Raw genomic sequence first — 26,510 nt, 5'->3', positions numbered from 1 at the left:
AAGGCTCCTGCTTCGGTTGCTTCGGTTCGGGTGGTGGTGACGGGGCTCAGCGGCCGGTCGGGCCGCCGCGGCCGGCGGCGCCACCGCGGCCGCGCAGCGCGGCCCGGCGGGCGCCGGCCCGCTCGCGGGCCGACTGGACCACCTCGGGGGTGGCGCCGGCCTCCTCGTCGAGCCAGCGGGCGAGCGAGGCGATGTCGCGGAAGCTGAAGAGGTCGGGCACCCGGACGCGGCGGTCGAAGCGCCGGGTCATCAGCCGGGCGAGGCGGACCAGCAGCAGCGAGTCGCCGCCGAGGTCGTAGAACGCGGACTGCACGTCGATGCCCGACGGGTCGAGGTCGAGCAGCTGGCCCCAGATCTCCGACAGGGCCACCTCGGTCGGGGTGGCGGCGGCGGTCAGCGGCCGGTCGGTGCCGGCGGCCGGCGGCTCGGGCAGCGCGGCGCGGTCGAGCTTCCCGCCCGGGCCCAGCGGGAGGGCGGGCAGCGAGACCAGCGTCGCGGGCACCATGTAGTCGGGCAGTTCGACGGCGAGCCGGCCGGTGACGGCGCTCTGGAGCGCGGCGTCCACCCGGGGGCCGTCCTGCGGCGCGCCGTCGCCCGCCGGCACGACATAGCCGATCAGCCGGTTGCCCCGGACGACGGCGGCCGCCTCCCGGACCTCGGGGCAGGCGGTCAGCCGGGCCTCGACCTCCTCCAGCTCGATCCGGTAGCCGCGCAGCTTGACCTGGTGGTCGGAGCGGCCGAGGAACCGGAGTTCGCCGTCCTCGGTGAACGCCACGACGTCCCCGGTGCGGTACATCCGCCCGCCGGGGCGGAACGGGTCCGGCACGAACCGCTCGGCGGTGGTGCGCGGCCGGTTGACGTAGCCGTGCGCGACGCCGACGCCGCCGAGGTAGAGCTCGCCGGACTCGCCGACCGGCAGCGGCTCCAGGTTCTCGTCGAGCACGTAGACCAGGTCGGTGGTGGTCGGCGGGCCGATGGTCGGTTCGTCGGTCCCGTCCTCGGGGACCAGCCCGAAGGTGCAGAAGACCGTCCCCTCGGTGGGGCCGTAGGCGTTGAACACCCGGGTGGCGCCGGTCTCCCGGTAGGTCCGGTCCACCAGCTTGCGGCGCAGGGCCTCGCCGCCGAACACCACCGAGCGCACGTTCGGGGGCAGGGCGCCGGCGTCGAGCAGCCCGTTCATGACCGACGGGACGACGGTCAGGTGGGTGATCCGGTCCACGTACCGGCTCTCCGGCAGGTGCACGGCGCTCTCGACGAGCACCACGGCGCCGCCGCGGCACAGCGCGTTGAAGAGCTCCATCACGGACATGTCGAAGCAGACCGAGCTCGCCGCCGAGACGCCGCTCAGGTCGCAGCCCTCCAGGACCCGGTCCATCTCGGCGAGCATCGCCACCGCGCCGGCGTGCCGGACGGCCACGCCCTTGGGCCGGCCGGTGGAGCCCGAGGTGTAGATGACGTACGCGGTGTCCTCGGGCACGACCGCGACGGGCTTGGCGCCCGGCTCGGTCGTCACGGTGTCCCCGAGCACGACCACCGTCGGCCCGGGCGGGCAACTGGCCCGGGACGCGGGCGTGGTGAGCAGTAGTCGGGTGCCGCTGTCCTGGACCATGAAGGTCAGCCGGTCGGCGGGGTAGTTCGGGTCCAGCGGGAGGTAGCAGGATCCGGCGCGCAGCGCGGCCAGGACCGCCACCAGCAGGTCGGGGGTGCGTTCGACGCAGATGCCGACCGGGACGCCGGGGCCCGCGCCGTCGGCGACCAGCCGCTCGGCCAGCACCCGGGACCGCTCGTTCAGTTCGCCGTAGGTCAGGACGCCCGCGTCGGAGTAGACCGCGGTCGCGTCGGGGTTCTTGACCGCCTGGGCGACGAACTCGGAGTGCAGGGTGTCGGTCATCGGTGGGTCTCCTCGGGGAGGCCGGTCGACGCGATGTCGCCGAGGGCCTGGTCGGGTCGGGCGATCGAGTCGAAGAGCACGGTGCGGTACAGCGCGAGCAGTGCTGTCACGGTCTGCCTTTCCAGGTAGCTCGGTTTGAACTGGACGTGGCCGGCCACCCTGCCGTCGATGTCGGCCATCGAGATCTCGAGGTCGAACTTGGCGAGGTGCCTGCGCACCTGGAGCGGTTCGAGCGGCAGCGCGCCGTCCGGGGTGAGCGTCTCGCCGACGCCGTGGAAGAGCTTCACGGAGCGGGGGAAGGCGTCCGAGGACAGCCAGTTCACCACCACGTCGAACCAGGGGGAGCGGCCCTCGGCGCGCGGCGGCTTCAGCTGGGAGGCCAGCAGGTCGAGGGGGTAGTTCATGTGTTCCAGCAGGCCGAGCGAGAACGCGTGGACCTCGCGCAGCAGCTCGCGGAAGCTGCGGTCGCCGGCCGGGTTCGCCCGCACCAGCACGGTGTTGAGGTAGTAGCCGATGGCGGACTCCCAGCCGGGTTCGGCCCGCTGGGCGATGGCGGTGGCCAGCACCGAGTCCTCGGTCCCGGTCGCCCGGTTGAGGGTGGCGAAGAACCCGGCCAGCACGACGGTGCTGACCGACACGCCCTCGCGCACCGCGAACTCCCGCAGCAGGCGGGTCTCCTCGGCGCTCCAGCGGAACGCGATGTCGCGGCCCTCGTAGGTGACGCCCGGCGGCCGCTCCTTGCTGGAGAGGTCGAGGTGGGCGGGCGGGTCGGCCAGCTTCCGCGACCACCAGTCCAGCGCCGCCTCGGCGGCCGGCCCGGCCAGCCACTGCCGTTCCCACTCGACGAACTCGGTGTACGGGGCGACCGGCGCGCTGTCGGCGGGGTCGGCGCCCTCGTAGTACTCCTGGATCTCGCGGATCATGACGTCGGCCGACGCCGCGTCCGAGGCGATGTGGTGGACGAGCACCATCAGGTAGTGGTCGGCCGGCCCGCGCCGCATCAGGACGATCCGCACCAGCGGCCCGTTGTCCATGTCGAGCGGCTCGTGCCCGTACTGGGCCAGTTCCTCGCGGGCCTGTTCGTCGTCCAGGTCGGAGGTGTCCACCACCAGGAACTCGTACACCGGCTCGTCCAGGATGACCTGGTAGGGGCTGCCGCCCGCCTCCACGAAGACGGTGCGCAGCGCGGGATGGCGGTCCAGCACGGCCCGGACGGCGTGCTCCAGGGCCTCCTCGTCGACCTCGGCCCGGATCCGGGCGGTCACCATGAAGTTGTAGGGCACGGCGTCCGGCGCGACCATCTGCATGAACCAGAGCGAGGCCTGGCCGTGCGAGGCGGGTGCCACCTGGAGGCCGAGGCCCTCGGCGCGCAGCTGCTCCAGCGCCGGTGCGTCGGTGGCCTCCAGCAGGCCGCGGGCGTCGAGTTCCTCCACCAGCTCCTCGGCGTCCAGTTCGGACAGGTCCGCCAGGAACGAGGGCGTCGGTCCGGCCGCGGCGGCCGGTACCGGCGCCGGGGCGGCCGGGGGCGCGGCGGGCGCGGGCCGGGCGGCTGCCGGCGCGGCCGGGCCACCGGTGATCTCGACGAAGTGGTCGACCACCTCGGCGATGGAGCGCCCGTCCAGGAAGACCACCGGCGAGACCCGGTGGCCGAGCACCGCCTGCATCTTGTTGACCAGGCGGATCGCCAGCATCGAGTCGAGGCCGAAGTCGCGCAGGCCGGCGTTCGCGTCGAACCGGCCCACCGGCACGCCCAGCGCGTCGGCGAGTTCGGCGAGGACGACCTCCGCGACCGGCCGCTCCGCCGCCGGCTGCGGGGCGGCCGGCCGCGCCTCGACCGCCGGGGCCGCCGCGGCGGGCGCCGCCACCGTGGCGGCGGCCGGGGCCGGGGCGGCCTCGCGGCGGGGCTCGGTGTCGATCCAGTAGCGCTCCTTCTGCCACTGGACCAGCGGGGTCTCCACGACCTCGACGTCGTCGGGGAAGAGGGAGTCGAAGGTCAGCGGCAGGCCCCGGACGTACAGCGAGGCGGCGGCGCCCAGCAGGCAGCGGACGTCGCTCTCCTCGCGCCGCAGGGAGTTGACCGCGTGCACCTGGACGCCGCGGGACAGCCCGATCTCCTCGACGGCGCCGCGCAGCGTCTCGTGCGGGCCGATCTCGACGAAGGTGGAGACGCCCCGGTCGACCAGCGCGCCGATGGTCTCGGCGAACCGGACCTGGTTGCGCAGGTTGTGCACCCAGTAGTCGACGTCGGCGACCGGGTCCACCGTGTCGGCCAGCGCCGTGGAGTGGAAGGGGATGCCGGGGGTCAGCGGGGTGATGCCGTCGATGCTCTCGCGCAGCGGCTGGACCAGCGGGTCCATGCCGGGGCTGTGCACCGGGCGCTCGACCCGGATCCGCCGGACCGAGATCCCGTCCCGCCGGAGGTCCGCCTCCAGCGCGTCGACGGCCCCGGGCGATCCGGAGACCGCGGCGCTGGTGGGGCTGTTGACCACGGCGACGGCGGCGTGCTCGGCGTACGGGGCGAGCCGCGGCAGCAGCTCCGCCTCCGGCAGGTCGACCGAGATCATGGCGCCCTCGGCGGCCTTGCGCTCCAGCAGGTGCGAGCGGGCGACCACCACGCGGGCGGCGTCCTCCAGGGACAGCGCGCCGGACACGCAGGCGGCCGCGACCTCGCCCAGGCTGTGGCCGACGACGGCGGCCGGCTCGATGCCGAGGTCCAGCCAGACCTTCGCCAGCGACACCTGGAGGGCGAACAGCACGGGCTGCTGGAAGTCCATCTCCTCGTACCTGGCCTCCTCGGCCGGGGCGGCGAGGTGGTCGAGCACCGAGCAGCCGCCGGCCGCGCGCACGGCGGCGTCGCAGGCCTCCATCCAGGTACGGAACCCGGCGTGCGCGCGCAGCAGTTCGCGGCCCATGCCGACCCACTGGGTGCCGCCGCCGGAGAACACCAGCGCCACCCGCCGGTCGGCGTTGCCGGAGACCGTGCCCGTGACGACGTCGGGGTGCGCCTGGCCGGCGGCGACCCGGGCGAGTCCGTCCAGGACGTCCTGCCGGTTGCGGGCGAACAGCGCGATCCGGTGGCTGTGGTGGGTGCGCCGGGCGGCGAGGGTGTAGGCGAGGTCGGAGACCCGCAGGGCCGGGTCGCGTTCCACGTGGTTGGACAGTTCGCGGCAGGTGTCGGCCAGCGCGCCCGCGGTGCGGGCGGTGACGGGCACCAGGTACGGCCGCTCGTCGGCCGGGGCGTCGCCCGGGCTCGGCGCGAGGTGCCGGCCCCGGTCGCCGGCCAGGAACGGGTGGGCCGCGACGGGGAGTCCGGCGGCGTACAGGGCGCCGAGCGAGCCGAGCAGGGTCGCGGCCTCGTCGGCGCCGCGCCGCAGCGACGGCAGGGTGGTCGCCGGCAGGATCTCCGACACCGACTTGAGCAGCAGGGGGTGCGGGCTGATCTCGACCACCGCGTCGACGTCGTGGTCGCGCAGCCTGGTCAGGGCGTCGACCACCCGGATCTCCCGGCGCAGGTTGTCCGCCCAGTAGTCCGGGCCGAGCTCCGCGCCGTCGACGGGTTCGCCGGTGACCGTCGAGATCATCGGGATGCGGGCGGTCCGGGGCCGGATGCCCGCCAGCTCGGCCTTCAGCGGGGCGAGGACGTGGTCGACCAGCGGCGAGTGCGGGGCGTGGCCCATCCGTACCCGGTGGTTGGTGACGCCCGCGTCGGTCAGCCGCCGGACGAGGTCGTCGATCTCCTGCGGAGTGCCGGTGACGAGCGTGGAGTTCAGGCCGTTGTGGCCGGAGAGGGTGAGCCCGCCGGTCAGGTGCGGCCGGACCTCGTCCGCGGGGGTCATCACCACGATGCCCTCGCCGCGGCCCACGGCCAGCAGCTGGAGGAGCCGGCCGTGGTGGGCGGCCAGGCGGGAGGCGTCGTCGAAGTCGAGCGCTCCGGCGACGTGGGAGGCGGCGAACTCGCCGACGCTCTGGCCCACCACGACGTCCGGCTCCACGCCCAGCGAGCGCCAGGTCTCGGCCAGCGCGACCTGGAGGGAGAACAGCAGCGGCTGGAAGACGTCCATGTCGTCGAGCCGGCCGTCGGGGGAGAGCAGCTGCTCGACGAGCGAGAAGCCCAGCAGCTCCCGCATCCGCTTGTCGGACCTCATCATGGACCGGCGGAACACCGGCTGGCCGGCCAGCAGTTGGCGGCCCATGCCGACCCACTGCGAGCCGTTGCCGGAGAACAGGAAGGCCACCCGCGGCCTGCGCCCGGCCGGCTCCCCGACGCTCAGCCCGGGGGCCTTCCCGCCGTTGCCGAAGGCGTCGAGGCTGCTCCTGAGTTCGGCCATGTCGCGGGCGGTGGCGGCGAGCCGGAACGGGCCGTCGCCGGGCGTGCGGCGGCAGAGCGCGCGCAGGTCGGTGCCGTCGCGCAGCGCCCGGGCCCGCTCGGCCAGTTCCTCGCGGGAGTCCGCGGCCAGCAGGAGGAGCGAGGACTCGGGGCGCGGCAGCTCCTCGACGGCGACGTGACAGATCGAGCCGCCGAACCCGAAGGAGCTGACGCCGCCGCGGCGGGCGTCGGAGCGCCGCGGCCACGGCTCCAGCCGGTCCTGGACGGTGAGGTTGTACTCGTCGAACAGGATCTGCGGGTTCGGCGCGCTGAAGTGCAGGCTCGGCGGCAGCACGCCGTTGCGCATCGACATCGCGAGCTTGACCAGGCCGACGATGCCGGCGGCCGCCTCCAGGTGGCCGACGTTGGACTTCACGGAGCCCAGCCGCAGCGGTTCGGCGCGGTCGCCGCCGAGGACGGCGCCGATGGCGTTGGCCTCGATCGGGTCGCCGAGCGGGGTCGCGGAGCCGTGGCACTCGATGTAGTCCACCAGGTGCGGTGCGACGCCGGCCCGCTGCCAGGCGGTGCGGAGCATCTTCTCCTGCGCCTGGGGGTTCGGCGCCGTCATGCCGTTGCTCAGGCCGTCGTTGTTGGAGGAGCTGCCCTTGATCAGGCAGTACACCGGCAGGTCGCGCTCCAGCGCCACGCTGAGCGGGGCGAGCACGACGACGCCGGCGCCCTCGCCGCGGACGTAGCCGTTGGCCCGGGCGTCGAAGGACTTGCAGCGGCCGTCCGGGGCGAGCGCGCCCATCGCGTCCATGGCGGTGTAGTAGTCGGAGACGAAGCTCAGGTTCACGCCGCCGGCGAGCACCAGGTCGCTCTCGCCGAGCCAGATCGACTGGCAGCCGGTGTGCACCGAGATGAGCGATCCGGCGCAGGCGGAGTCGATGGCCATGCTGGGGCCCTGCAGGCCCAGGACGTACGAGACGCGGTTGGCGATGATGCCGTCGTGCATGCCGGTCGCGGTGTGCGGGGTGATCTGGCTGTCGGGGCCGCGGTAGTGGGCCAGCGCGGCGTAGTCGCCCCAGCAGGAGGCCATGAACACGCCGGTGTCGCTGCCGACGAGGGTGTGCGGCGCGATGCCCGCGTCCTCCAGGGCCTCCCAGGACAGCTCCAGGATCAGCCGCTGCTGGGGGTCCATCTGGACGGCCTCGCGGGGCGAGATGCCGAAGAACAGCGGGTCGAACCGGTCGATGCCGTCGATGAACCCGCCCCAGCGGACCCGGTCGTTGAGCAGCTCGCGGCGCGCGGCCGGCACCGGTCCGACGGCGTCGCCGCCCTCGACCAGCAGCCGCCAGAACGCGGACGGGTCGGGCCCGCCGGGGAAGCGGCAGCCGATGCCCACGATCGCGACGGGCTCGTGCGAGGGCTGGCGGCGCTCGGTGCTCGGGGCGGGCTCCGCGGCCCGCGGACCGTCGACGAGGGCGCGGGCCAGCCCGTCGAGGGTCGGGTACTGCCAAATCCAGGTCGCCGGGACCTGCCAGCCGAGGAACTCGGACAGCGCGGCCGCGAGGTTCACCGACCTCAACGAGTCCAACCCGTACCGGTGCATCGGCGCCCACCGGTCCACGGAGTGCGCGGAGACGTCCAACAGCTCGGCGAAACGTGATAGCAGGAAATCCGTGACGGCGGATATGTCTCGCGCCGCGCGCTCCTGGGGCATGGTGACTCCTCGACAGGGCGGGTGGAATGGACGGGTGGAGCTTCACACCGATCGTTCGCAAGGGGGGGCTGGTCAGTACGTCCGCGTCGGGCCAATTCGGACACGAAGAAAAGGACTAGACCTGTACATGACATGATGGTTCATGCGATCGGGCAACGCGGCTCCTCTCGTGGCAGGAAGGGAGGTTCGAGGCGCTGACCACGCGACTCGGCGGCGCGCGCCGAGGGCGGGAGGCTCCGAGGACGGGGGCTTCGAAGTGACGTGGGCGATCGCGATTCAGCGGCTCACTGTGGAGTTCTCACCGGCGTGTGCGGCCTTACCGAAGGTTCTGTCGCGCATTCCGCTGCCGGGATTCCGCAGCACTGGCCTTTCATCCGCCGTTGAGCGCGGCGGGGCGTCGACTCCAGGATTGCGCACTTTGCGGTCCGGTTGCGGCAGTGGCGAGATTTGATCGACAAAGTGTCCGATTCGATCTCCTCGGGCGGCACCGCCCAGTACCGTCCGGGCGCCCCGGCGCGGAGTGGACAGCAGACGATCGACCAATGCAAGCTGTCCGCATGGCAGTTGACAAATTCGATGCGGCGTCAGCCGATGCCAACAGCTCCTTACCCCGACGTGCCGACCACCTCGGCCGGGCACCCGCCGCCCGCGACCTCGACGGCAGGCCCGCATGACCGACACCACGGATACCACTGACTCCACCGACTCCACCGGCACCGCGACCGGTCCGGTCCGCCGGCCGGGACTGGCCCTCGGCGTGCTGGCCGGGGCGCTCGCACTGGACGTGAGCGGCCTCGGCGTCCTCAACGCCGCCCTCCCCTCCGTCGGAGAGCGCTTCCACCTCGACGAGACCACGCTCCAGTGGGTGATGACCGCCTACGCCGTCACCTTCGCCGGCTTCCTGCTGGTCGGCGGCCGGCTGGCCGACGTGCTCGGGCGGCGGCGGGTGTTCGAGGTCGGTGTCGCCCTGTTCACCGTGTCCGCGCTGGTCGGGGCCGTGGCCCCGAACACCGTGACCCTGCTGGGCGCGCGCGCCGTCCAGGGCATCGGCGCCGCCCTGTCCGGACCGGCCGCGCTGGCGCTGCTCACCGACACGTTCCCGGCCGGTCCGGCGCGCAACCGGGCCTTCGGCGTGTACGCGGCCGTCGGCGCCGCGAGCTTCAGCGGCGGGGTGCTGCTGGGCGGGGTGCTGACCGAGTTCTTCGGCTGGCGCTCGGTGCTGTGGTTCTCGGTGCTGCTCGGCCTCGGCGTGCTGGGCGCGACGCGGATCGGACTGCCGGACGGCGCCGGGCACCGCGGCCGGCTCGACCTGCCCGGCGCGATCACCGGCACCCTCGGCCTCACCCTGCTCATCGTCGGCGCCAGCGGCAACGGCGCGTCGGCGTGGATCGTCCTCGGCGCCGCGGTGCTCTGCCTGGTGCTGTTCGTCGTGCGCGAGCACCGCACCGCCGACCCGCTGCTCCCGCTCGGCCTCTTCCGGATCACCTCGGTGCGGGAGGCCAGCCTGGCGGCGTTCCTCCAGTACATGGGCTCGGTCGGGATGCTGTTCTTCGCCCCGCTGTACCTGCAGGGGATGCTGCACTACTCGCCGTTCGAGTCCGGCATGGCGCTGGTGCCGATGTCCCTGGCCGTGTTCCTCACCGCCAACTTCGCCACCGGCCGGCTGCTGGCCAGGTACTCCCCGCGGACGCTGATGGCCGTCGGCCTCGTCCTGATCGGGGTGGGCACCGGGCTGTGGCTGGGTACGCCGCAGGACGGCGACTACGTGCTGCACGTGCTGCCCGGCCTGGTGGTCAGCGGCATCGGCCAGGGGCTGAACTTCCCCTCGATGACCTCCGCGGGCCTGTCCGGCGTCCCGGAGCAACAGCAGGGCGTCGCAGGGGCGTTGAACGTGGTGACCCAGCAGATCGGCGCCAGCGCGGGCGTGGCGGTGATGGTCCTGGTCGCGGCGACCACCGACGACCAGCTCTCCGGCTACCACCTCGCCTACGTCACCGCCGCCGTCGCCTGCCTGCTGGGTGCGGCGGCCATCGCGGTGAGACGGCGGGCCTGAGCGCCCCGGCGTCGCGGACGCGGGTTTCGACGACAGACCCCAGGGGGCGGCGGTCGGCAGCAGCCGGCCGCCGCCCCCTTCGTCGGGTCCGGGGCCGGCGCCGAGGGCGCCGGGAGGCCCGGCGCCGGCTCAACCGGCCTTGGGGAGCTTGGAGTTCCTGGAGAAGGCCGCCGCCCGGACGTCCAGCAGTGCGAGCAGGACCGGCGGGTCGAGGACGTGCACCGGGCGCAGGCGCAGTTCGAGCGGGTCCAGCGGTACGTTCGGCCTGATCTCGATGGGGCCGACGGATCCGACGGAGACCTCGCCGGTGAGGACTTCGTCGAAGGAGGCGGGGACGGAGTGCGCGAGGAGGTACCAGGTCCCGGCCGGTACGTGTTCGAGGAGGAAGGCGCCGGGGCGGGGCAGGACGGTGCAGGCGGCCGGCCGGCCCTCCGGGATGCGGGTGCGGAAGAGGCCGACGAAGACCCGGCCGAGTTCCTCGGCGACGGAGGCCCGGATCTCGCCCTGGACGGTGGCGAGTTCCGTCGGCCGGCTCCATCGCCGGTTGTCGAGTTCGATCCTGGTGGTGAAGCCGCGTAACTGGCGGAACATGGTGGGCGAGGTGCCGACGCTGCTGGCGAACCGCGAACTGAAGGTGCCGACGCTGTTGTAGCCGACCCGGTGGCTGATCTCGGTGACGGTGAGGTCCGTTTCGATGAGCAGGCGTTTCGCGGCGTCGATCCGAATGGCGGACAGGAAGCGTCGGGGCGAGACCCCGGTCACCCGCTGGAATTCCCGGGAGAAATGGAATTTGCTGTAGATGGCGGCCTGGGCCATGTCATCTATCGTGAGCAATTCGCCGATGTTCTCGTGCATGACCTCGATCGCGCGGGCCACGGCCTCTTCTATTGCTGGCTTCAAGGCTGCTCCAGATTCTCGCATGTACCGGTGGACGACGGAAACTCCGCCCCGGTATTGCGTCCTGGAACGCGGCCGAAGGGGTGGGTGACCCTTGGCTACCGGAGCGCGCGAGGTTTCCCCATCTCCCTTCCGTTAAGCGGCGGTGACACAGTGTGTCGACCCGATAACGACTGATGACCGTAGCAGGCGGACATGACAAGTTCAACGGCTCCTCCCGTGCTTCCATTTGGCAAAGCCGAAGCATCGAATACTGGCCGGTATGTGTTTGAAATACTGCAGCAATTGGGGAGATGCGCCGGTGGGGGGTGCGTGGACGATGCGGATGGGGAGGCGGTGGGGCGGGCGGGCCGGTGGGGTGGGCGGGCCGGTGGGGCGGCCGCGCCGGGGGAGGCTCCCGCCGTCAGTCCGTTCCGGTCGCCGTGGTGTCCACCTCCCTCCACAGCCGCTCCGCCGAGGCCGCCACCGAGCCGACGGCGGCCTGCCGGGTGTCGCCGACGGCCACCATCAGCCCCACCAGCTGAGCCTCCAGCAGGCGGTCGGCGTCCCAGGGCTCGGTGAGGTAGCCGCCGAGCTCCAGAACGACCAGGCCGTGCACCGCCGACCACATCTGATGCGCCACCAGATCGGCGTCCGCCGCCCGGAACCGGCCCGCCTCGATGCAACGGGCGGCGCACTCGGAGACGCCGGCCAGCGTGTAACGGCCGTATTGCCGGTCCTCCTCACCGAGTGAGAATCCGGCCAGTGAGGAACCCCCGAACATCACCGCGTACAGGTGGGGGTTGGCCAGCGCATTGCACCGGTAGGCACGGCCCAGCAGCGCCAGGTCGCTCACCGGATCGTCGCTGAACTCCACCAGGGTGAAGTAGTGCTGGAGCCGGGTGAACCCTTCGTGGACCATGGCGCGCACCAGTCCGCGCATTCCGTTGAAGTGGGTGTACAGGGCCATCGTGGAGGTGCCGATCTCGCTCGCGATGCGGCGGGCGGACAGCGCCTGCGGCCCTTCCTCCGCCAGCAGCCGGGCGGCGATGTCCACCAGTGCCGGACGGGCGCGGGGATCCGAGTGACGTGGACTCATTCCCTCAGTCAAGCAAAATGCCGTTATCCCAGGCACGTTCGAGCTCCACAACCCTCCGATCCCCGCACATTGCGAGAAGCGGCCGTCCGGACGCCGGGCATAGCTTTCCAGTCACCCGGCGCGACTTTCCGGGGTCAACGAGCGGCCGGAGACGATATCTTGACGACCCGTCGCGCACTCCCCACCCTCGGTCCCCACGGAGGTCGCTCTTGTCCACGCCCGCCCCCGGCCGCTCCACCGGCGCCACGCTGCTGCTCTCCCTGGGCAGCCTGATCGTGCTGGTCTCCTCGGCCGTGGCCTTCTACCACTCCTTCGCCATGGACCCGGCGATGCCGATGTCCCACATGCCGGCCGACGACGACCGGAAGCTGCACGGCATGGCGCTGTCGGAGATGCCGGAGATGTTCACCGCCCTCGGCGGACTGCTGCTCGTGGTGGCCGGCGCCGCCCTGCGCGGCCGCCCGAAGGCCGTCCCGGCCGACTCCGGGACGGGCCGCGGCGGCCGGCTGCTGATCACCGTCATCGGCACCGCCGCCCTCACCATCGACATCAGCAAGACCTCCACCCTGGGCTTCGTCATACCGGGCCTGCGCACCGAGTACGGACTCGACCCCCGCACGGCGTCCCTGCTGGCGGTCTGCGGGCTGACCGGCACGGCGGCCGGGGCGCTGCTGTTCGGGGTGCTCACCGACCGGATCGGCCGCCGCAGCTCCTACCTGATCGCCACCCTCGGCTTCACCGCCACCAGCATGTGCGGCTCGATGCCCACCTTCGAGGGCAACCTGGTGATGTGCGCCCTGATGGGCGTGGCGGTCGGCGGCCTCGCCCCGCTGCTGATCACCCTGCTCACCGAGACCGTCGGCGGAAAGGTCCGCGGATCGGTGGTGGTGGCGCTCTCCGTGGTCGCCACCGCGGTCGGCTACCTGGTCGCCGCCGGCTCGGCGCTCTGGCTGGAACCGGTGTTCGGCTGGCGCATCCTGTGGCTGATCGGCGCCCCCACCGGCGCCGTGCTGGCCCTGCTCACGCCCTTCGTCCCCAACCGCACCTCCGCCCCCGCCCCGGCGGCCGAGGGCGCACCGGCCGTCCGGCACCTGCCGAGGTCCTCCCGGGCCCTCACCAGCGGTCTGCAGCGCGCCTTCGCCACCCTGATCGGGCTGCTCACCTTCGGCCTCACCACCTGGGTGCCGAGCCTGGCCAGGATCGGCGGCGTGCCGGTGCACACCGCGAACCTGATGCTCACCGTCGCGGCGGTCGCGATGATCCCGTGCGCCCTGCTGCTGATGCTGGGCTACCGCCGCTTCGGCCCGACCTCCATGGCGGCCGGCCTGGCGACCGTCACCGCCGTGCTGCTGCTGGCGCTCACCGCCAGCGGCGCGGTGGCCGAGGTGGGCTGGATCGCCGCGGGCGCGCTGGTGGCCGCGCTGTTCTCGGTGAACTCGATGGCGGCGATCTTCCTGCCGATCGCGGCCGACCTGGCGGAGCCGGAACGGCGCGGCCGCACCACCGGGTGGGTCTCGCTGTTCAACCGGCTGGGCGGCCTGATGGGGCCGCTGCTGCTGGCGAGCCTGGTGTCCTCGGCCTCCGCCGTCCTGGTGGCGGTCTCCGCCCTCGCCCTGCTGTGCGGCGCGGCCGCCTGGTACATCAGCCGGCGGCACCGACTGGCCCTGGCCACCCTGGAGCCGGCGGTGGACTGACCTGCCGTCAACTCATCTGCGGCAGGCCTGCCGACCGACGCAACCCGTCGGTCGGCAGGCCTGCCGTGCTTCGTCGCGCGCCGCCGGCGAGCCGGGCGCACGCCCGCGCTCCGCAGGGGGAGCGGGCGTACAGCACGAGCAGAGAAGCCCGCAGATCCGCACCCGGCCAATACTGGGCTGGCCCCCGCTGCGACGCCGCGCACCGCGCGTCGAGCGGGCGTCGGCACCCGGATCCCCCCTGGACGGAACCGGACCCCCTGGACGGAAGGAAGAGGCATGGCCGACTCGCAGGACGTCACAGCCGCACTGAAGGCCGACGGCGACGCCGTCGAAGCCCTGGTGGCGAACCTGGCGGACGCCGACTGGGAGCGGCCCACGCCGGCGCCCGGCTGGACCGTCGCCCACCAGATCGCCCACCTCGCGGCCACCTTCAAGCTGGCGGGCACCGCCGCGGCCGACCCCGAGGCGTTCAAGGCGCTGGCCGCGGGCGTCGGCCAGGACTTCGACGGCGCGGTGCAGCAGTCCCTCAAGCCCTACCTGGCCTCCGCCACGCCGAAGATCCTGCTGGAGCGCTGGAACGCCGAGCGGCGGATGGCCGAGCAGGCCCTGGCGGCCGTCCCGGCGGGGCAGCTGGTGCCGTGGCTGGTCCGCCCGCTGCCGGCGCCCGTGCTGGCCGCCGCCGGCATGATGGAGCTGTTCGGCCACGGCCAGGACATCGCCGACGCCCTCGGGGTGCCCCGCGAGCACACCGACCGGCTCCGCTACCTGGTCGAATTCGCCGTCCGCACCTGGGACTTCGGCTACCAGGCGCGCGGACTCGACACCCCCGACACCGAGTTCCGCTTCGAGATCACCGCGCCGTCGGGCGCCCGCTGGGAGTTCGGCCCCGCCGACGCGGAGCAGCGCGTCAGCGGCCCCGCCGTCGACTTCTGCCTCCTGGTGACCCGGCGCCGGCACCGCGACGACCTCGCCCTGACCGCCGAGGGCAAGGACGCCGACGCCTGGCTCGACGTCGCCCAGGCCTACCGCGGCCCGGCCGGCGAGGGCCGCACCCCGGGCCAGTTCGGTCCGTCCGCCAACTGACCGCACCCGTCCGGAATCCGTAGAGAGGGGACCTTCATGGCCACCCGTACCGACGAATGTGCCGTGGTTCTCGGCGGAAGCATTGCGGGCCTGCTGGCGGCCAGGGTGCTCTCCGAGTCCTATCCCCGGGTCGTCGTCGTCGAACGCGACCGGATCCTCGGGGTCCAGGGGCCGCGCCGCGGCGTGCCGCACGGCAACCACGCCCACGGGCTGGTCGCCCGCGGCCACCAGATCATGGAATCGCTGTTCCCGGGCCTCACCGACGAGTTGATCGCCGCGGGGGTGCGGCCCGGTGACTTCAGCAACGACATCCAGTGGTACTTCAACGGGCTGCGGCTGAGCCCCGCCCGCACCGGCCTGCCGTCCGTGCCCGCCACCCGGCCGGTGCTCGAGTACCACCTGCGCGAGCGGGTGCGGAAGCTGCCGGAGGTGTCGTTCCTGGAGGAGCACGACGTCATCGCCCCGGTGGCCGACGCCGCCGGGCACCGGGTCACCGGGGTCAGGGTGCAGGCGCGCACCCCCGGAGCCGAGGAGCGGACGATCTCCGCGAACCTCGTCGTCGACACCACCGGCCGCGGCTCCCGGGCCCCGCTCTGGCTGGCCGACCTCGGGTACCAGGCACCCCCCGAGGAACGGATCGAGATCGACCTGGCGTACACCACCCGCCACTACCGGCTGGAGAAGGACCCGTTCGGCAGCGACATCGCCATCATCCCGGCCGCCACGCCCTCGCACCCGCGCGGGGCGTTCTTCTACCGGGTGCCCGGCGACGACAACCGGGTGGAGCTGTCGGTGACCGGCCTCCTCGGCGACCACCCGCCCACCGACCCGGAGGGGTTCCACGCCTTCGTCCGGTCGCTGCCCGTCCCCGAGATCTACGAGGCGATCCGGGACGCCGAACCGCTCGACGAACCGCTGCGCTTCCGCTTCCCGGCCAGCGTCCGCCGGGACTACCACCGGCTGGAGCGCTTCCCGGCCGGACTGCTGGTGATGGGCGACGCGATCTGCAGCTTCAACCCCGCCTACGCCCAGGGCATGACCTCGGCGGCCCTGCAGGCGCTCGTGCTGCGCCGGCACGCCGCCGGGCGGCGGCTGCCCAGGCCCCAGGCCTACTTCCGCGACATCGCCCGCGAGATCCGCTCGCCCTGGTCCTTCGCCGCGGTGACCGACCTGGGCTACCAGGGCGTCAAGGGCAAGCGGAACCTCCAGACCGCCCTGGTCAACCGGTACGCCGCGCTGGCCCAGCGGGCGGCGGTGCACGACCCCCGGGTGACCGACGCACTGGTGCGGATCGCCGGACTGGTGGCCACCCCACAGTCCCTGATGCACCCTCGGACGCTGCTGCGCGTCCTGCGCGCCGCCCGCCGCCCGGTGCCGCCCTCGGCCTTCGGCGTCACCGCGCCGTGAGGGCCTCCTCCGTCGTTCCGCTGGTACGGGAAAAAGTTTTTCGCGAGGATGTCGAAGTCGGCGGATCAGCGCCGACTTCTAAGTGAAGGCCCCACCGGGCGCCTCACGTCGCAAGGAGCGGAACGATGAAGTACCTGATCATGATGTACCCGAACGCCGACGTCCTGGCCGCGCTGCCGGAGGAGGAGCGCAACGCGGTCTTCCAGGGCCACGGCGCGTTCATGGAGAAGATCAAGGCGACCGGCGAGTTCGTCGGGACCCTGGCCCTGGCCGGCCCGGACCAGAGCTCCGTGGTGCGGGTGCGCGGCGGCGTCCCGGCGGTGACGGACGGCCCGTACGCCGAGGCCAAGGAATACGTGGGTGGTACCTACATCATCGAGGTCAAGGACCTGGCGCGCGCCCACGAGGTCGCCGCGATGATCCCGGACGCCGCTGTCGAGGGCCTCGGCATCGAGCTCCGTCCGATCGTCTTCAGCGAGGGCGCTGCCGCCTGACCGGCTGCCCGGGGGCCTCGCGGCCCCCGGGCTCCGTCCTGCCCCTCGGTAGTCCGTGCGCACTGTTATCGAGAGAGGACGAACACATGAAGGTTCCGGAGCTGCTCCGAGACAAGGTCGTCGTCGTGTCGGGCGTGGGGGCCGGTCTCGGCCGGACGCTGGCCGTGCGGTGCGCCGAGGCCGGAGCCGACGTGGTGCTCGCGGCCCGTACCTCCTCCTACCTGGACGAGGTGGCCAAGGCCGTCGAGGAGACCGGGCGCCGCGCACTGGCGGTGCCCACCGACATCACCGATCCGGCCGCCGCGAGCGCGCTCGTCGCCGCCGCGCTCGACGAGTTCGGCCGGGTCGACACCCTGATCAACAACGCGCTGGTGGAGCCGCCGCACACCGAGCTGCAGGACACCGACCTGGACGACGTCCGCCTCGGCATGGAGGTGACCGTCTACGCGGCGCTGCGGCTGTCGAAGCTGTTCACCCCGGCCCTGCGGGACAGCCGCGGCTCGATCGTCATGGTCAACTCGTCCGTCCTGCGGCACTCCAAGCGTGCCTGCGGCGCCTACAAGATCGCCAAGTCGGGGCTGCTCGCGGCCGCCCAGATGCTCTCCACCGAGCTGGGCCCGGAGGGGATCCGGGTGAACACCGTGGCGCCCGGGCCGATGTGGACCGACAAGGTCAAGGACTTCATCGGCGGGCTCGCCGAGATGCGCGGCCTGACGCTGGAGGAGGGCTACCAGGAGGTGGCCTCCGACATGGACCTGCGCCGGCTGCAGACCCCGGAGGAGACCGCCGACGTGGTGATCTTCCTGGCCTCGGACCTGGCGCGCGCCGTCACCGGCCACTGCCTCGACGTCAACTGCGGCGAGTACCACCACTGATCCCGCGTCCGCCCCGGGCGGCCGGCGGACCACCGGCCGCCGTGGCCGGGACATGTCCCAGAACAGTCGAACAGATGTCCATTCGTGGAGCCGATGGTGTCGACCACCATCGGCTCCACGCGTCTGACCAGCGACGACGCCACAGCCGTCGGGGCCGTGCGGAAGTCATCTGAAAAAAGTTCCGCGAACCGGCGCAAGAATCGGTCGGCTGCTTCGACAACGTAGTGAGCGACCTTCCGAAAATGAGCGAAAGGAACAACACGGCCATGTCCGTCACTACAGCGGAGACAGACCTCCCTCGCACCACTGCACGGCCCTGGCTGGCACTCGCGGTCCTCGCGCTGCCGACCCTGCTGGTCGCGCTGGACGCGAACGTCCTGTTCCTGGCGCTGCCCGAACTCACCGCCGACCTGGGCGCCAGCAGCGTCCAGCAGTTGTGGATCACCGACGCCTACGGCTTCATGGTCGCCGGCCTGGTGATCACGATGGGGACGGTCGGTGACCGGATCGGGCGCCGCAAGCTCCTGATGGCGGGCATGGCGGTGTTCGCGCTGGCCTCGCTGGTCTGCGCCTGGGCGACCAGCCCGATCATGCTGATCGCGGCGCGCGGCGTGCAGGGCATCGCGGGTGCCACGCTGATGCCCTCCACCCTCGCGCTGATCACCAACATCTTCCGCGACGACAAGCAGCGCGGGAAGGCCATCTCGATCTGGGCCACCTGCACCTTCACCGGCGCCGCGCTCGGCCCGGTGCTCGGCGGCGTGCTGCTCGCGCCGTTCTGGTGGGGCGCGGTGTTCCTGCTCGCCGTCCCGGTCGCGGCCGTGGTGCTGATCGCCGGGCCCGTGCTGCTCCCGGAGTTCCGCCCCGAGCAGTCCCGGAGCCTGGACCTGACCAGCGTCGTGCTCTCCCTGCTGGGAATCCTCCCGGTGGTCTACGCGATCAAGGTGCTCAGCCTGGGCACCGGCAGCACCCTGACCGGCGTGGTGTCGCTGGCCGTGGGCCTGCTGTTCGGCACCGTGTTCGTGCGCCGCCAGCTCAAGGGCGACGACCCGCTGCTCGACCTGCGGCTCTTCGCGAACAGCTCGTTCACCGTCATGCTGACCGCGCTGGCGCTGGCCGGGATGGTCCTGGCGGGCACCGCCCTGAACGTCACCCAGCTGCTGCAGACGGTGCTCGGCTACACCCCGCTCGCGTCGGCCCTGTGGTTCGTCCCGATGGGCCTGTGCATGGCGGTGGGCACGATGTCCACGCCGGCCCTGATCCGTTCGATCCAGCCGCGGACCGCGATCATCGGCGGCATGTTCCTCTCCGCGATCGGCGCCGCGGTGCTGATCCTGGTGAACGGCGACCACGGCCCCTGGCCGATCGTGCTCGGCACCGCCGTCATCGGCCTGGGCGCCGGCCCGATGTTCGCGCTGGGCATCGGCCTGGTGGTCGGCTCGGTGCCGCCGGAGCGCGCCGGTTCGGCCGCCTCGATGGCGGAGACCGCGAACTACCTCGGTGGCGCGCTCGGCCTGGCCGTGCTCGGCACGATCGGCTCCGCGGTGTACACCAGCGAGATGAGCGGTGTCGACTCCGCGCAGGCCCGGGAGACCGTGGCCGGCGCCGCCGCCGAGGCCACGAAGCTCGGCGCGGACGCCTCCGCGGCGCTGCTGAAGACGGCGCACGCGGCCTTCGTGAGCGGCCTGAACGCCGTCGCGGCGGTGTCCTCCGCGGTCTTCGTCGTGCTGGCGCTGCTGGCCGGGATCTACTTCCAGCGGGCCGCCCGCAACAGCGGCCAGTGAGCTGACCGGCCGACCCGACGAGGCCGGCGCGGGACCCGAGGGTCCCGCGCCGGCCTCGGCCGTTGCGCCCTACTCCTCGATCAGGGAGAGGGTGCGGGTCGGGCACTCCTCGACCGCCGTCCGCGCGCCCGCCAGCTGGGCGCCCGCGACCCGTTCGGTCAGCACCACCACCGTCCCGTCCCGGTCGCTCTGGTCGAACAGGTCGGGTGCCGCGAGGTAGCACCGGCCCGCGCCGATGCAGCGGTCTTCGTCCGTACGGATCCGCATGGCTTCCTCCCTCACCAGGTGACCGGCAGCGCGTGCAGGCCGTAGTTGACGTGCTCCTCCTTGAACCGCAGCGACTCCACCGGCTCGGCCAGCCGCAGCTCGGGGATGCGCTCGAACAGGGTGCTCAGGACGACCTCCAGTTCGGTCCGCGCCAGGTGCTGGCCGATGCACTGGTGCGCGCCGAAGCCGAAGGCCAGGCTGCGGTCGACGCGGTCGAGGTCGAAGGCGTCCGGGTCCCGGAACCGCTGCGGGTCCCGGTTGGCCCCCACCGTCAGGCCGAGCACGCCCTCGCCGGCGGCTATCCGGACCCCGCCGATCTCGACGTCCTCCAGGGCCACCCGGGAGTTGGCGATCTCCGCGATGGTGAAGTACCGCACCAGCTCGTCGATCGCCGCCGGCCAGCGCGACGGGTCGGTGGCCAGCGACTTGCGCAGCAGCGGGCGGTCCAGCAGCAGCATGGCGCCCAGCCCGATGACGTTCGCGATGGTCTCGTGGCCCGCCATCAGCAGCATGAAGGCCATGCCGACGAGGTCGCGGTGGTCGGGGACGCCCGGCTCGCCCCGCCGCGCCGCGAGCCGGCCGATCAGGTCGTCGGTCGGGTTCCGCTCCTTGTCGGTGACCATCTGGTCCATGTAGCCCATGAGCTCCCCGGTCGCCTGGGCGCCGGCCTCCGGGGTGTTGGCGTTCATCACCGTGAAGGAGATCCGCAGGAAGAACTCGCGGTCGGCGAACGGGACGCCGAGCAGCTCGCAGATCACCAGCAGCGGCACCGGGTTGGCGAAGCCGTCGATCAGGTCGACGGGGCGCGGGCCGGCCAGCAGCCGGTCCACGTACTCGTCGGTGATCTCCTGGATCCGGGGCCGCAGCCGGTTGACGCTGCGGGGGGTGAAGTCGGCGGCCACCGCGCGCCGCGCCAGGGTGTGGTCCGGCGGGTCCATCCCGACCAGCGAGGTGGAGAACTCCGGCGGGGGGACCTGGTGGTCCATCATCAGCGGGTACCCCGGGCGGCGCAGGTCGGAGCTGAACCGGTTGTCGCCCAGCATCGCCTTGACGTCCTCGTAGCGGGTGGCGGCCCAGGCGAGCTTGCCGCTGGGCAGCCTGACCTTGCCCAGCGTCGGGCGGTCGAGGAGCTGCCGGTATCCGGCCGGGAGCGTGTACGGGCACGTCCGGCGCATCGGGTAGGACGGGTGCTCGGAGTGGTCGGAGTGGTCGGTCAGGTCGGCCGGGTCGGCCATGGCTGTCTCCGATCGTCGTGTGACGGTGGTTCAGGTCTGCGGCTGGGGTTCCGGGTTCGGTCGCTTGGGGGCGCGCTGGGCCGCCGGTCGGCTCCAGCGGCGCATCGCCGGCATCTCGACGGACTTGTGCAGGACCCAGGCGAGCGCGACGCACAGGGCGTAGAGCGCGACGACGAACGCGACGGCGACGGGCGTGCTGAACGCCGTCGGGGTGTACGAGTGGGCGTAGCCCACCAGGTCGCCGGCGAACGCCGCGTGCACCGCGAACATCACGGTGATGTGGATGACGTAGAAGGCGAAGGACAGTTCCCCGAGCCACACCATGAAGGGCGTGCCGAGGACCGTGGGCCGGCCGGACAGGTCCCGGGTGGCGAGCGCGCCGATCAGCAGCGCGGCCGGGACGGGGTAGAGCGCCGCGATCCCGAACGGGATGGGCAGGTGGAACAGCAGCAGGAAGACGGCGAGGTTGAGCAGGGCGGCCGGTACGATCCGGATCCGCGGCCAGCTCCCGGAGGCGACGATCCGGGCGAGGAACATGCCGATCACGAAGTCTATGCACCGCACGGGCGGGAAGAAGTACAGCGCCCACAGCTGGGGCCAGGACCCGGCGGGGTAGAACTCGCTCGGCGGGAAGCCGGAGAGCAGCGGGTAGCTGACGGCCGGGAGCAGCACGGCGGTCGCGCCGAGGCCGATGATCCAGGACCACAGCGCCCGGTTGCCGAGCCGCCGGACGTACCGGACCAGCAGCGGGAACATCGCGTAGCAGAGCATCTCGACCGCGAGCGTCCAGGTCGCGCCGTTGAACTGGTACATGATCAGGTCCTGGGAGGGCCACCAGTTCTGCACCAGGAAGAGGTTGGCGAGGGCCGGCCCCCACCGGATGGTCTCGCCCGCGGCGGCGAACTGGCTCAGGGCGATGACGCCGATCAGGACGTGGGAGGGGCCGATGCGCACCAGCCTGCGCCGCCAGAAGCCGGTGGCGGTCTGCCCCGGCTTGGCGGACCAGGTGAGCACGAAGCCGCTGAGGACGAAGAAGAACGAGACCGCGAGGAAGCCGATGCGTCCGTCGCCCGTCAGGGTGCTGAAGACGGAGAGGGCGTCCGGGTCCTTGAACGCGCCCAGGACGAGCGCGTGGCTGGCGAAGACGAAGACGACCGCGATGGCTCTGAGGCCCTCCAGTGACGGCAGTTTCGCCGTACGGGTCGGTTGTGGCGAACTCATGGGTGAACCCCTGTCTCCGAGGTGGGGACCGCTGGCGCGGTCCCGGCCGATCATGGGTCGGGCGCGTGGTGCCACTCGCGTGTTAGTCGTAACCGGGGGAGGAGATTCGACAACATGTTTTCTTCCAACGTGCTGCCCGTGGATCTCCGGTCGGCGGGGTCCGGACGCGCGGACGGCCGTGGCCGGGGCGAAGGGCCCCGGCCACGGCCGTGCGGTTTGTGACGGTCCGTCACTATTTCTCGATGGTCGTACGGAGGGGAGCGCGCGGTTCGTGCGCGCCGCCGGTCACCGCCTCCAGAACAGGAGGTGGGTGACTCCGCTGGGGCTCGGCACGGTGTCGAGGTGGTAGCGGTCGAGCAGCTCGGTGTGGCTCTCCCAGAGCCGCTCCCCGCGGCCGAGGTCGACCGGCGCGACGGCGAAGTGCATGGTGTCGACCAGGTCGGCGTCGATGAACTCGCGGACGGTGGTGACCCCGCCGCTGATGCGCACGTTCCGGCCCTCGGCGGCCTCCTTCGCGTGCTTCAGCGCCTCGGCCGGCGTCGCGTTGAGGAAGTGGAAGGTGGTGTCGGACAGCGTGAAGGACGGGCGCTCGTAGTGGGTGAGCACGAAGACCGGCGCGTGGAAGGGCGGGTTCGGCCCCCACCAGCCCTTCCAGTCGTGGTCCTCCCACGGGCCGCGCTGGGGGCCGAACTTGTTGCGTCCCATGATCACCGCGCCCGGCGGGCGGGCGTGGTCGCGGGTCAGGTAGTCGTCCAGGCCGCGGGTGCCGCCGGGGTCCGTGCGGTTCACCCAGCTCGCGGTGGCACCCGCCCAGGAGAAGAAGGGGGAGGGGTCCGCGTGGCCGAATGGCCGTTCCAGGGACTGTCCCTCGCCGGCCCCGAACCCGTCGCGCGACAGGTTGAAGCACTGCACCGACACCAGCTGCGACATGCGTTCCGCACCTTTCCTCGTGGGGCGATCCGGGCATCCGTACGACCGGGCGCCCGCGCCCCCAACGACCGGAGCGGAGGCGGGGGCACGGTGCGGTACGCCGTACGGGTGATCGCCGCGTCGGGCGGGCGGTGCGGAGGGCGGTCAGCCGGCCGCGGGGGCGGTGCCGGGGTCCGCCGGGTGCCCGTCGGCGGCGGCGCCCGGCGGCCGGCCGGTGGGCGGCAGGTGGCGCAGCAGCGCCGTCACCAGGGCGGCGGTGGCGAGCAGCAGGACGCCGGCGACGGCGACCACGGTGTGGAGCTCGTCGGCGAAGGCGGCCCGGGCGGGGGTCAGGAGGGCGTCGGCGAGCTGGCCGGAGAGCGAACGGGCGGCCTCCTGGGCGCCGTTGAGGGAGTCCCGGGCGGCCCGGACGGCGTCGGCGGGCAGGCCGTCCGGCAGGTCGAGGGCGCCGCGGTAGACGGCGGCGCCGACGCTGCCGAGGGCCGCGACGCCGAGGGCGAAGCCGAGTTGGCCGCTGGTCTCGTTGAGCGCGGCCGCCGAGCCGGCCTTCTCCACCGGGGCGGATCCCATCACCAGGCCCATGCCGAGGGTGACCATCGGGCCGGAGCCGAGGAAGACCACGGCGAAGCCGGTGATCAGCACCGCTGGGCTGGACCCGGGCTCCGCCCTGGTGATCACCAGCATGCCGAGCGTGCAGAGGACCAGGCCGCCGCCGATGAGGTACGCCGGACGGAAGCGCTGGCCGAGCCGGGGGGACAGGGTGAAGGAGACCGTGTTGGCGGCGATCGCCGGCAGCATCCACAGGCCCGCGTGGAACGGGTCGCGCCCGTACAGCAGTTGGAGGGTCTGGGTGACGAAGAACATCACCGCGCCGGTGAGCATGGTGCCGAGGAACAGGCTGAGCAGCGCCGCGGTGAAGGCGCGGTGGCCGAACAGGCCCAGGTCCAGCAGCGGGTGCGGGAGGTGGCGCTGGCGGTGGACGAAGAGGATACCGAACCCGATGCCGGCCAGCACGGCCGCGATCGGCATCGGCTGCCAGCCGTCCTTGGCGATCTCCTTCAGGCCCCAGATGGCGGGGAGGACGGCGGCCAGCGACTCCAGCACGCTGATCAGGTCCGGGCGCCCGGCGTCGGGGTCGCGGAACTCGGGCAGCAGGACCGGGCCGAGCACGAGCAGCAGCACCATCGCGGGGACGCCGAGCAGGAAGGCCGAGCCCCACCAGAAGTGGTCGAGCATGGTGCCGCCGATGATCGGACCGGCAACGGCGCCGACCGAGAAGCAGGCGCCCCAGATGCCGAAGGCGGCGCCGCGCTGCCGGGCGTCCTGGAACATGGTGGTGATCAGCGAGAGGGTGCTCGGCGCGAGGGTGGCGCCGGCGACGCCGAGCAGGGCGCGCGCCGCGATCAGCATGCCTGGGCTGACGGCGTAGGCGGAGGCGACGGAGGCGACACCGAACGCCGCGGCGCCGATCAGCAGCAGCCGGCGCCGGCCGATGCGGTCGCCGAGCGACCCCATGGTGACGAGCAGGCCGGCGAGCATGAACGAGTAGATGTCGGTGATCCACAACTGCTGCACGCCGCCGGCGTCGAGGGCGTCCGCCACGCTGGGCAGGGCCAGCAGCATGACGAAGACGTCGATGGAGACCAGCAGGGCGGGCAGGGCGAGGACGGCCAGCCCGATCCACTCCCGCCGTCCGGCCCGGGGCGCGGGCGCGCTGGGGGGTGTGGTGTCGCTCATCGCGGGGTCCTTCCGGATTCTCGGGGCACGTGGCACCCGCGGGTGCCGTCACACCCGGTACGTCGGACCAGGCGACACGGTCTCGACGTCCGCGCCGGAAACCCGGGCGGAGCGCCGTGATCTCGGCTTGGATGTCGAGGGCGGCCCTCCGGCGGCGACGTCTCAGGTGCATGGCACCAGTCCGCCGCACGAGGGACCAAGGAATGATGAGATGAAGTACATGCTGTTGATCCACATGAACCCGGTAGTCTGGGACGGCTTGTCCGAGAGAGAGCGCAACGAGGTCTTCGCCGGACACGCCACGTTCCAGCAGAACATCCTCGACTCCGGTGAGATGGTGGTGACCCAAGCCCTCGCCGACCCGGCCGGCAGTGCCACGGTCCGCGTCCGCGCCGGCCGGCCCGCGGTCTCCGACGGTCCCTACCTGGCCGGCAAGGAGTTCCTGGCCGGGTACTACCTGGTCGAGTGCGCGTCCAGGGAACGCGCGATCGAATTGGCGGGTCTGATCCCCGACGCCCGGTACACGGGCGTCGAGGTCCGCCAGGTCGTCTTCGAAGCCGATACGGAGAGCTGAGCCGATGAACCGTGACGTCCGGGTCGAGGACCTGCTCCGATCGCTCGCACCGCAGGTCCTCGGCGCGGTCGTCCGCCGCTACGGGCACTTCGACGCCTGCGAGGACGCCGTCCAGGACGCCCTGCTGGCCGCCGCCGTCCAGTGGCCCGACCAGGGCGTGCCCGGCAACCCCCGGGCCTGGCTGATCACCGTGGCCGCCCGCCGGGTGATCGACGGGCTGCGCAGCGAGCAGGCCCGCCAGCGCCGCGAGGCCACCGCCGCCGCGCTCACCCCGACCGACGAGACGGTGACGCCCGGCCCGGGCGAGGAGCCGAAGGCGGCCGAGCAGGACGACATGCTCACCCTGCTGTTCCTCTGCTGCCACCCCTCGCTCACCCCCGGCTCGCAGGTCGCGCTGACCCTCCGGGCCGTCGGGGGTCTGACCACCGTGCAGATCGCGCACGCCTTCCTGGTCCCCGAGGCGACCATGGCCCAGCGGATCAGCCGGGCCAAGCAGCGGATCAAGTCCACCGGGTCGTCGTTCCGGATGCCTCCGCAGAGCGAGCGCAAGGAGCGGCTGGGGGTCGTGCTCCAGGTGCTCTACCTGATCTTCAACGAGGGCTACACCACCACCAGCGGCCCCGACCTCCTGCAGCCCGAGCTCGCGCGCGAGGCCATCCGCCTCACCCGTGAGCTGCACCGGCTGCTGCCCGAGGAGGGCGAGGTGGCGGGCCTGCTGGCGCTGATGCTGCTGACCGACGCCCGCCGGCCGGCCCGTACCCGGCCGGACGGCAGCCTCGTCCCGCTCGCCGAGCAGGACCGCTCGGCGTGGGACCAGTCCGCGCTGAAGGAGGGGCTGGCGCTGATAGCCGAGACCCTTCCGCGGATGGTGGCCGGGCCGTACCAGGTGCAGGCGGCGATCGCGGCCGTGCACGGCGAGGCCGCGCACGCCGAGGACACCGACTGGACGCAGATCATGGCGCTGTACGAGGTGCTGGAGGAGATGTCCCCCGGCCCGATGGTGACCCTCAACCACGCCGTCGCCCGGGGGATGGCCCTCGGCCCGGCGGCCGGGCTCGAACTGCTCGCCACGCTGGAGGCCGACGGCCGGCTCGCCGACCACCACCGGCTCGCCGCGGTCCGCGCCCACCTGCTGGAGATGAACGGCGACCGGGAGGCGGCCCGGAACAGCTTCCGGGAGGCCGCCCGGCGCACCGGCAGCATCCCCGAGCGGCGCTACCTGGAGACCAGGGCCGAGGCGCTCAACGACCGGTGACGGCCG

Annotated in this window: 18 protein-coding genes; 9 read left to right on the top strand and 9 right to left on the bottom strand. The window is 72.7% G+C overall.

Going from position 1 to position 26,510, the window contains the following annotated elements; translation table 11 throughout:
* Nucleotides 1-46: 46 nt before the first annotated feature.
* Both ACZ5GH_RS03720 and ACZ5GH_RS03715 read right to left on the bottom strand, forming a co-directional pair.
* Nucleotides 47-1,891 carry a non-ribosomal peptide synthetase gene (locus tag ACZ5GH_RS03720; protein WP_387747360.1) on the bottom strand — a complete coding sequence of 615 codons (1,845 nt, stop codon included), beginning with the start codon at nt 1,889-1,891 and terminating at the stop codon, nt 47-49.
* Entirely contained in the window at nt 1,888-7,920 is a 6,033-nt protein-coding gene (locus ACZ5GH_RS03715; protein ID WP_464333412.1) for an acyltransferase domain-containing protein, read from the bottom strand. Before ACZ5GH_RS03715 ends, ACZ5GH_RS03720 begins: the two co-directional genes overlap by 4 nt.
* A gap of 670 nt (nt 7,921-8,590) precedes the next feature.
* Between ACZ5GH_RS03715 and ACZ5GH_RS03710 the strand changes: the two genes are divergently transcribed.
* Nucleotides 8,591-9,973: an MFS transporter gene (locus ACZ5GH_RS03710; RefSeq protein WP_464333411.1), complete on the top strand. Its 1,383-nt coding sequence runs from the start codon at nt 8,591-8,593 to the stop codon at nt 9,971-9,973.
* Nucleotides 9,974-10,102: 129 nt separating this feature from the next.
* Here ACZ5GH_RS03710 and ACZ5GH_RS03705 read toward each other — a convergent pair whose 3' ends face one another.
* Together ACZ5GH_RS03705 and ACZ5GH_RS03700 are read right to left on the bottom strand one after the other, a co-directional pair.
* The gene (locus ACZ5GH_RS03705) at nt 10,103-10,828 is read right to left on the bottom strand and encodes a helix-turn-helix transcriptional regulator (protein WP_387748048.1); all 726 of its coding nucleotides are present in this window, start codon (nt 10,826-10,828) and stop codon (nt 10,103-10,105) included.
* Nucleotides 10,829-11,273: 445 nt separating this feature from the next.
* On the bottom strand, nt 11,274-11,948 hold the full coding sequence (locus ACZ5GH_RS03700; RefSeq protein WP_387747366.1) for a TetR/AcrR family transcriptional regulator: 675 nt from the start codon (nt 11,946-11,948) through the stop codon (nt 11,274-11,276).
* Nucleotides 11,949-12,157: 209 nt separating this feature from the next.
* Here ACZ5GH_RS03700 and ACZ5GH_RS03695 point away from each other — a divergent pair, with 209 nt between their 5' ends.
* The 6 genes from ACZ5GH_RS03695 to ACZ5GH_RS03670 all read left to right on the top strand — a co-directional run bounded on the left by ACZ5GH_RS03695 (nt 12,158) and on the right by ACZ5GH_RS03670 (nt 19,285).
* Nucleotides 12,158-13,642, top strand: coding sequence for an MFS transporter (locus ACZ5GH_RS03695; RefSeq protein ID WP_464333410.1), 1,485 nt, complete (start codon nt 12,158-12,160; stop codon nt 13,640-13,642).
* 276 nt (nt 13,643-13,918) lie between these two features.
* Entirely contained in the window at nt 13,919-14,725 is an 807-nt protein-coding gene (locus tag ACZ5GH_RS03690) for a TIGR03084 family metal-binding protein (RefSeq protein WP_387747370.1), read from the top strand.
* A 36-nt stretch (nt 14,726-14,761) separates the two neighbouring features.
* A complete protein-coding gene (locus ACZ5GH_RS03685; protein WP_387747372.1) occupies nt 14,762-16,132 on the top strand; it encodes an FAD-dependent oxidoreductase in 1,371 nt (456 codons plus the stop codon).
* Between the two features lie 125 nt (nt 16,133-16,257).
* Nucleotides 16,258-16,626 carry a YciI family protein gene (locus ACZ5GH_RS03680; RefSeq protein ID WP_387747374.1) on the top strand — a complete coding sequence of 123 codons (369 nt, stop codon included), beginning with the start codon at nt 16,258-16,260 and terminating at the stop codon, nt 16,624-16,626.
* Nucleotides 16,627-16,712: 86 nt separating this feature from the next.
* Nucleotides 16,713-17,501, top strand: a complete 789-nt coding sequence (locus tag ACZ5GH_RS03675; RefSeq protein ID WP_387747376.1) for an SDR family oxidoreductase — start codon at nt 16,713-16,715, stop codon at nt 17,499-17,501.
* A 266-nt stretch (nt 17,502-17,767) separates the two neighbouring features.
* Complete coding sequence (locus ACZ5GH_RS03670; protein WP_387747378.1) at nt 17,768-19,285, top strand: MFS transporter; 1,518 nt, start codon at nt 17,768-17,770, stop codon at nt 19,283-19,285.
* A gap of 69 nt (nt 19,286-19,354) precedes the next feature.
* Here ACZ5GH_RS03670 and ACZ5GH_RS03665 read toward each other — a convergent pair whose 3' ends face one another.
* The 5 genes from ACZ5GH_RS03665 to ACZ5GH_RS03645 all read right to left on the bottom strand — a co-directional run bounded on the left by ACZ5GH_RS03665 (nt 19,355) and on the right by ACZ5GH_RS03645 (nt 24,675).
* Nucleotides 19,355-19,552: a ferredoxin gene (locus tag ACZ5GH_RS03665; RefSeq protein ID WP_387747380.1), complete on the bottom strand. Its 198-nt coding sequence runs from the start codon at nt 19,550-19,552 to the stop codon at nt 19,355-19,357.
* A gap of 11 nt (nt 19,553-19,563) precedes the next feature.
* Nucleotides 19,564-20,787: a cytochrome P450 gene (locus ACZ5GH_RS03660; protein ID WP_387747382.1), complete on the bottom strand. Its 1,224-nt coding sequence runs from the start codon at nt 20,785-20,787 to the stop codon at nt 19,564-19,566.
* Nucleotides 20,788-20,817: 30 nt separating this feature from the next.
* A complete protein-coding gene (locus tag ACZ5GH_RS03655; RefSeq protein ID WP_387747384.1) occupies nt 20,818-22,008 on the bottom strand; it encodes an acyltransferase family protein in 1,191 nt (396 codons plus the stop codon).
* A gap of 285 nt (nt 22,009-22,293) precedes the next feature.
* Complete coding sequence (locus ACZ5GH_RS03650; RefSeq protein ID WP_387747386.1) at nt 22,294-22,938, bottom strand: dihydrofolate reductase family protein; 645 nt, start codon at nt 22,936-22,938, stop codon at nt 22,294-22,296.
* Between the two features lie 144 nt (nt 22,939-23,082).
* The gene (locus ACZ5GH_RS03645; RefSeq protein ID WP_387747388.1) at nt 23,083-24,675 is read right to left on the bottom strand and encodes an MFS transporter; all 1,593 of its coding nucleotides are present in this window, start codon (nt 24,673-24,675) and stop codon (nt 23,083-23,085) included.
* 211 nt (nt 24,676-24,886) lie between these two features.
* Here ACZ5GH_RS03645 and ACZ5GH_RS03640 point away from each other — a divergent pair, with 211 nt between their 5' ends.
* Nucleotides 24,887-25,249, top strand: coding sequence for a YciI family protein (locus ACZ5GH_RS03640; RefSeq protein WP_387747390.1), 363 nt, complete (start codon nt 24,887-24,889; stop codon nt 25,247-25,249).
* 4 nt (nt 25,250-25,253) lie between these two features.
* The gene (locus ACZ5GH_RS03635) at nt 25,254-26,504 is read left to right on the top strand and encodes an RNA polymerase sigma factor (RefSeq protein WP_387747392.1); all 1,251 of its coding nucleotides are present in this window, start codon (nt 25,254-25,256) and stop codon (nt 26,502-26,504) included.
* The last annotated feature ends 6 nt before the right edge of the window (nt 26,505-26,510 follow it).

Source organism: Kitasatospora sp. Xyl93 (assembly GCF_055383135.1).
The sequence above is the reverse complement of the archived record's forward strand: the minus strand, read 5'-3'. Positions and strand labels throughout refer to the sequence as shown.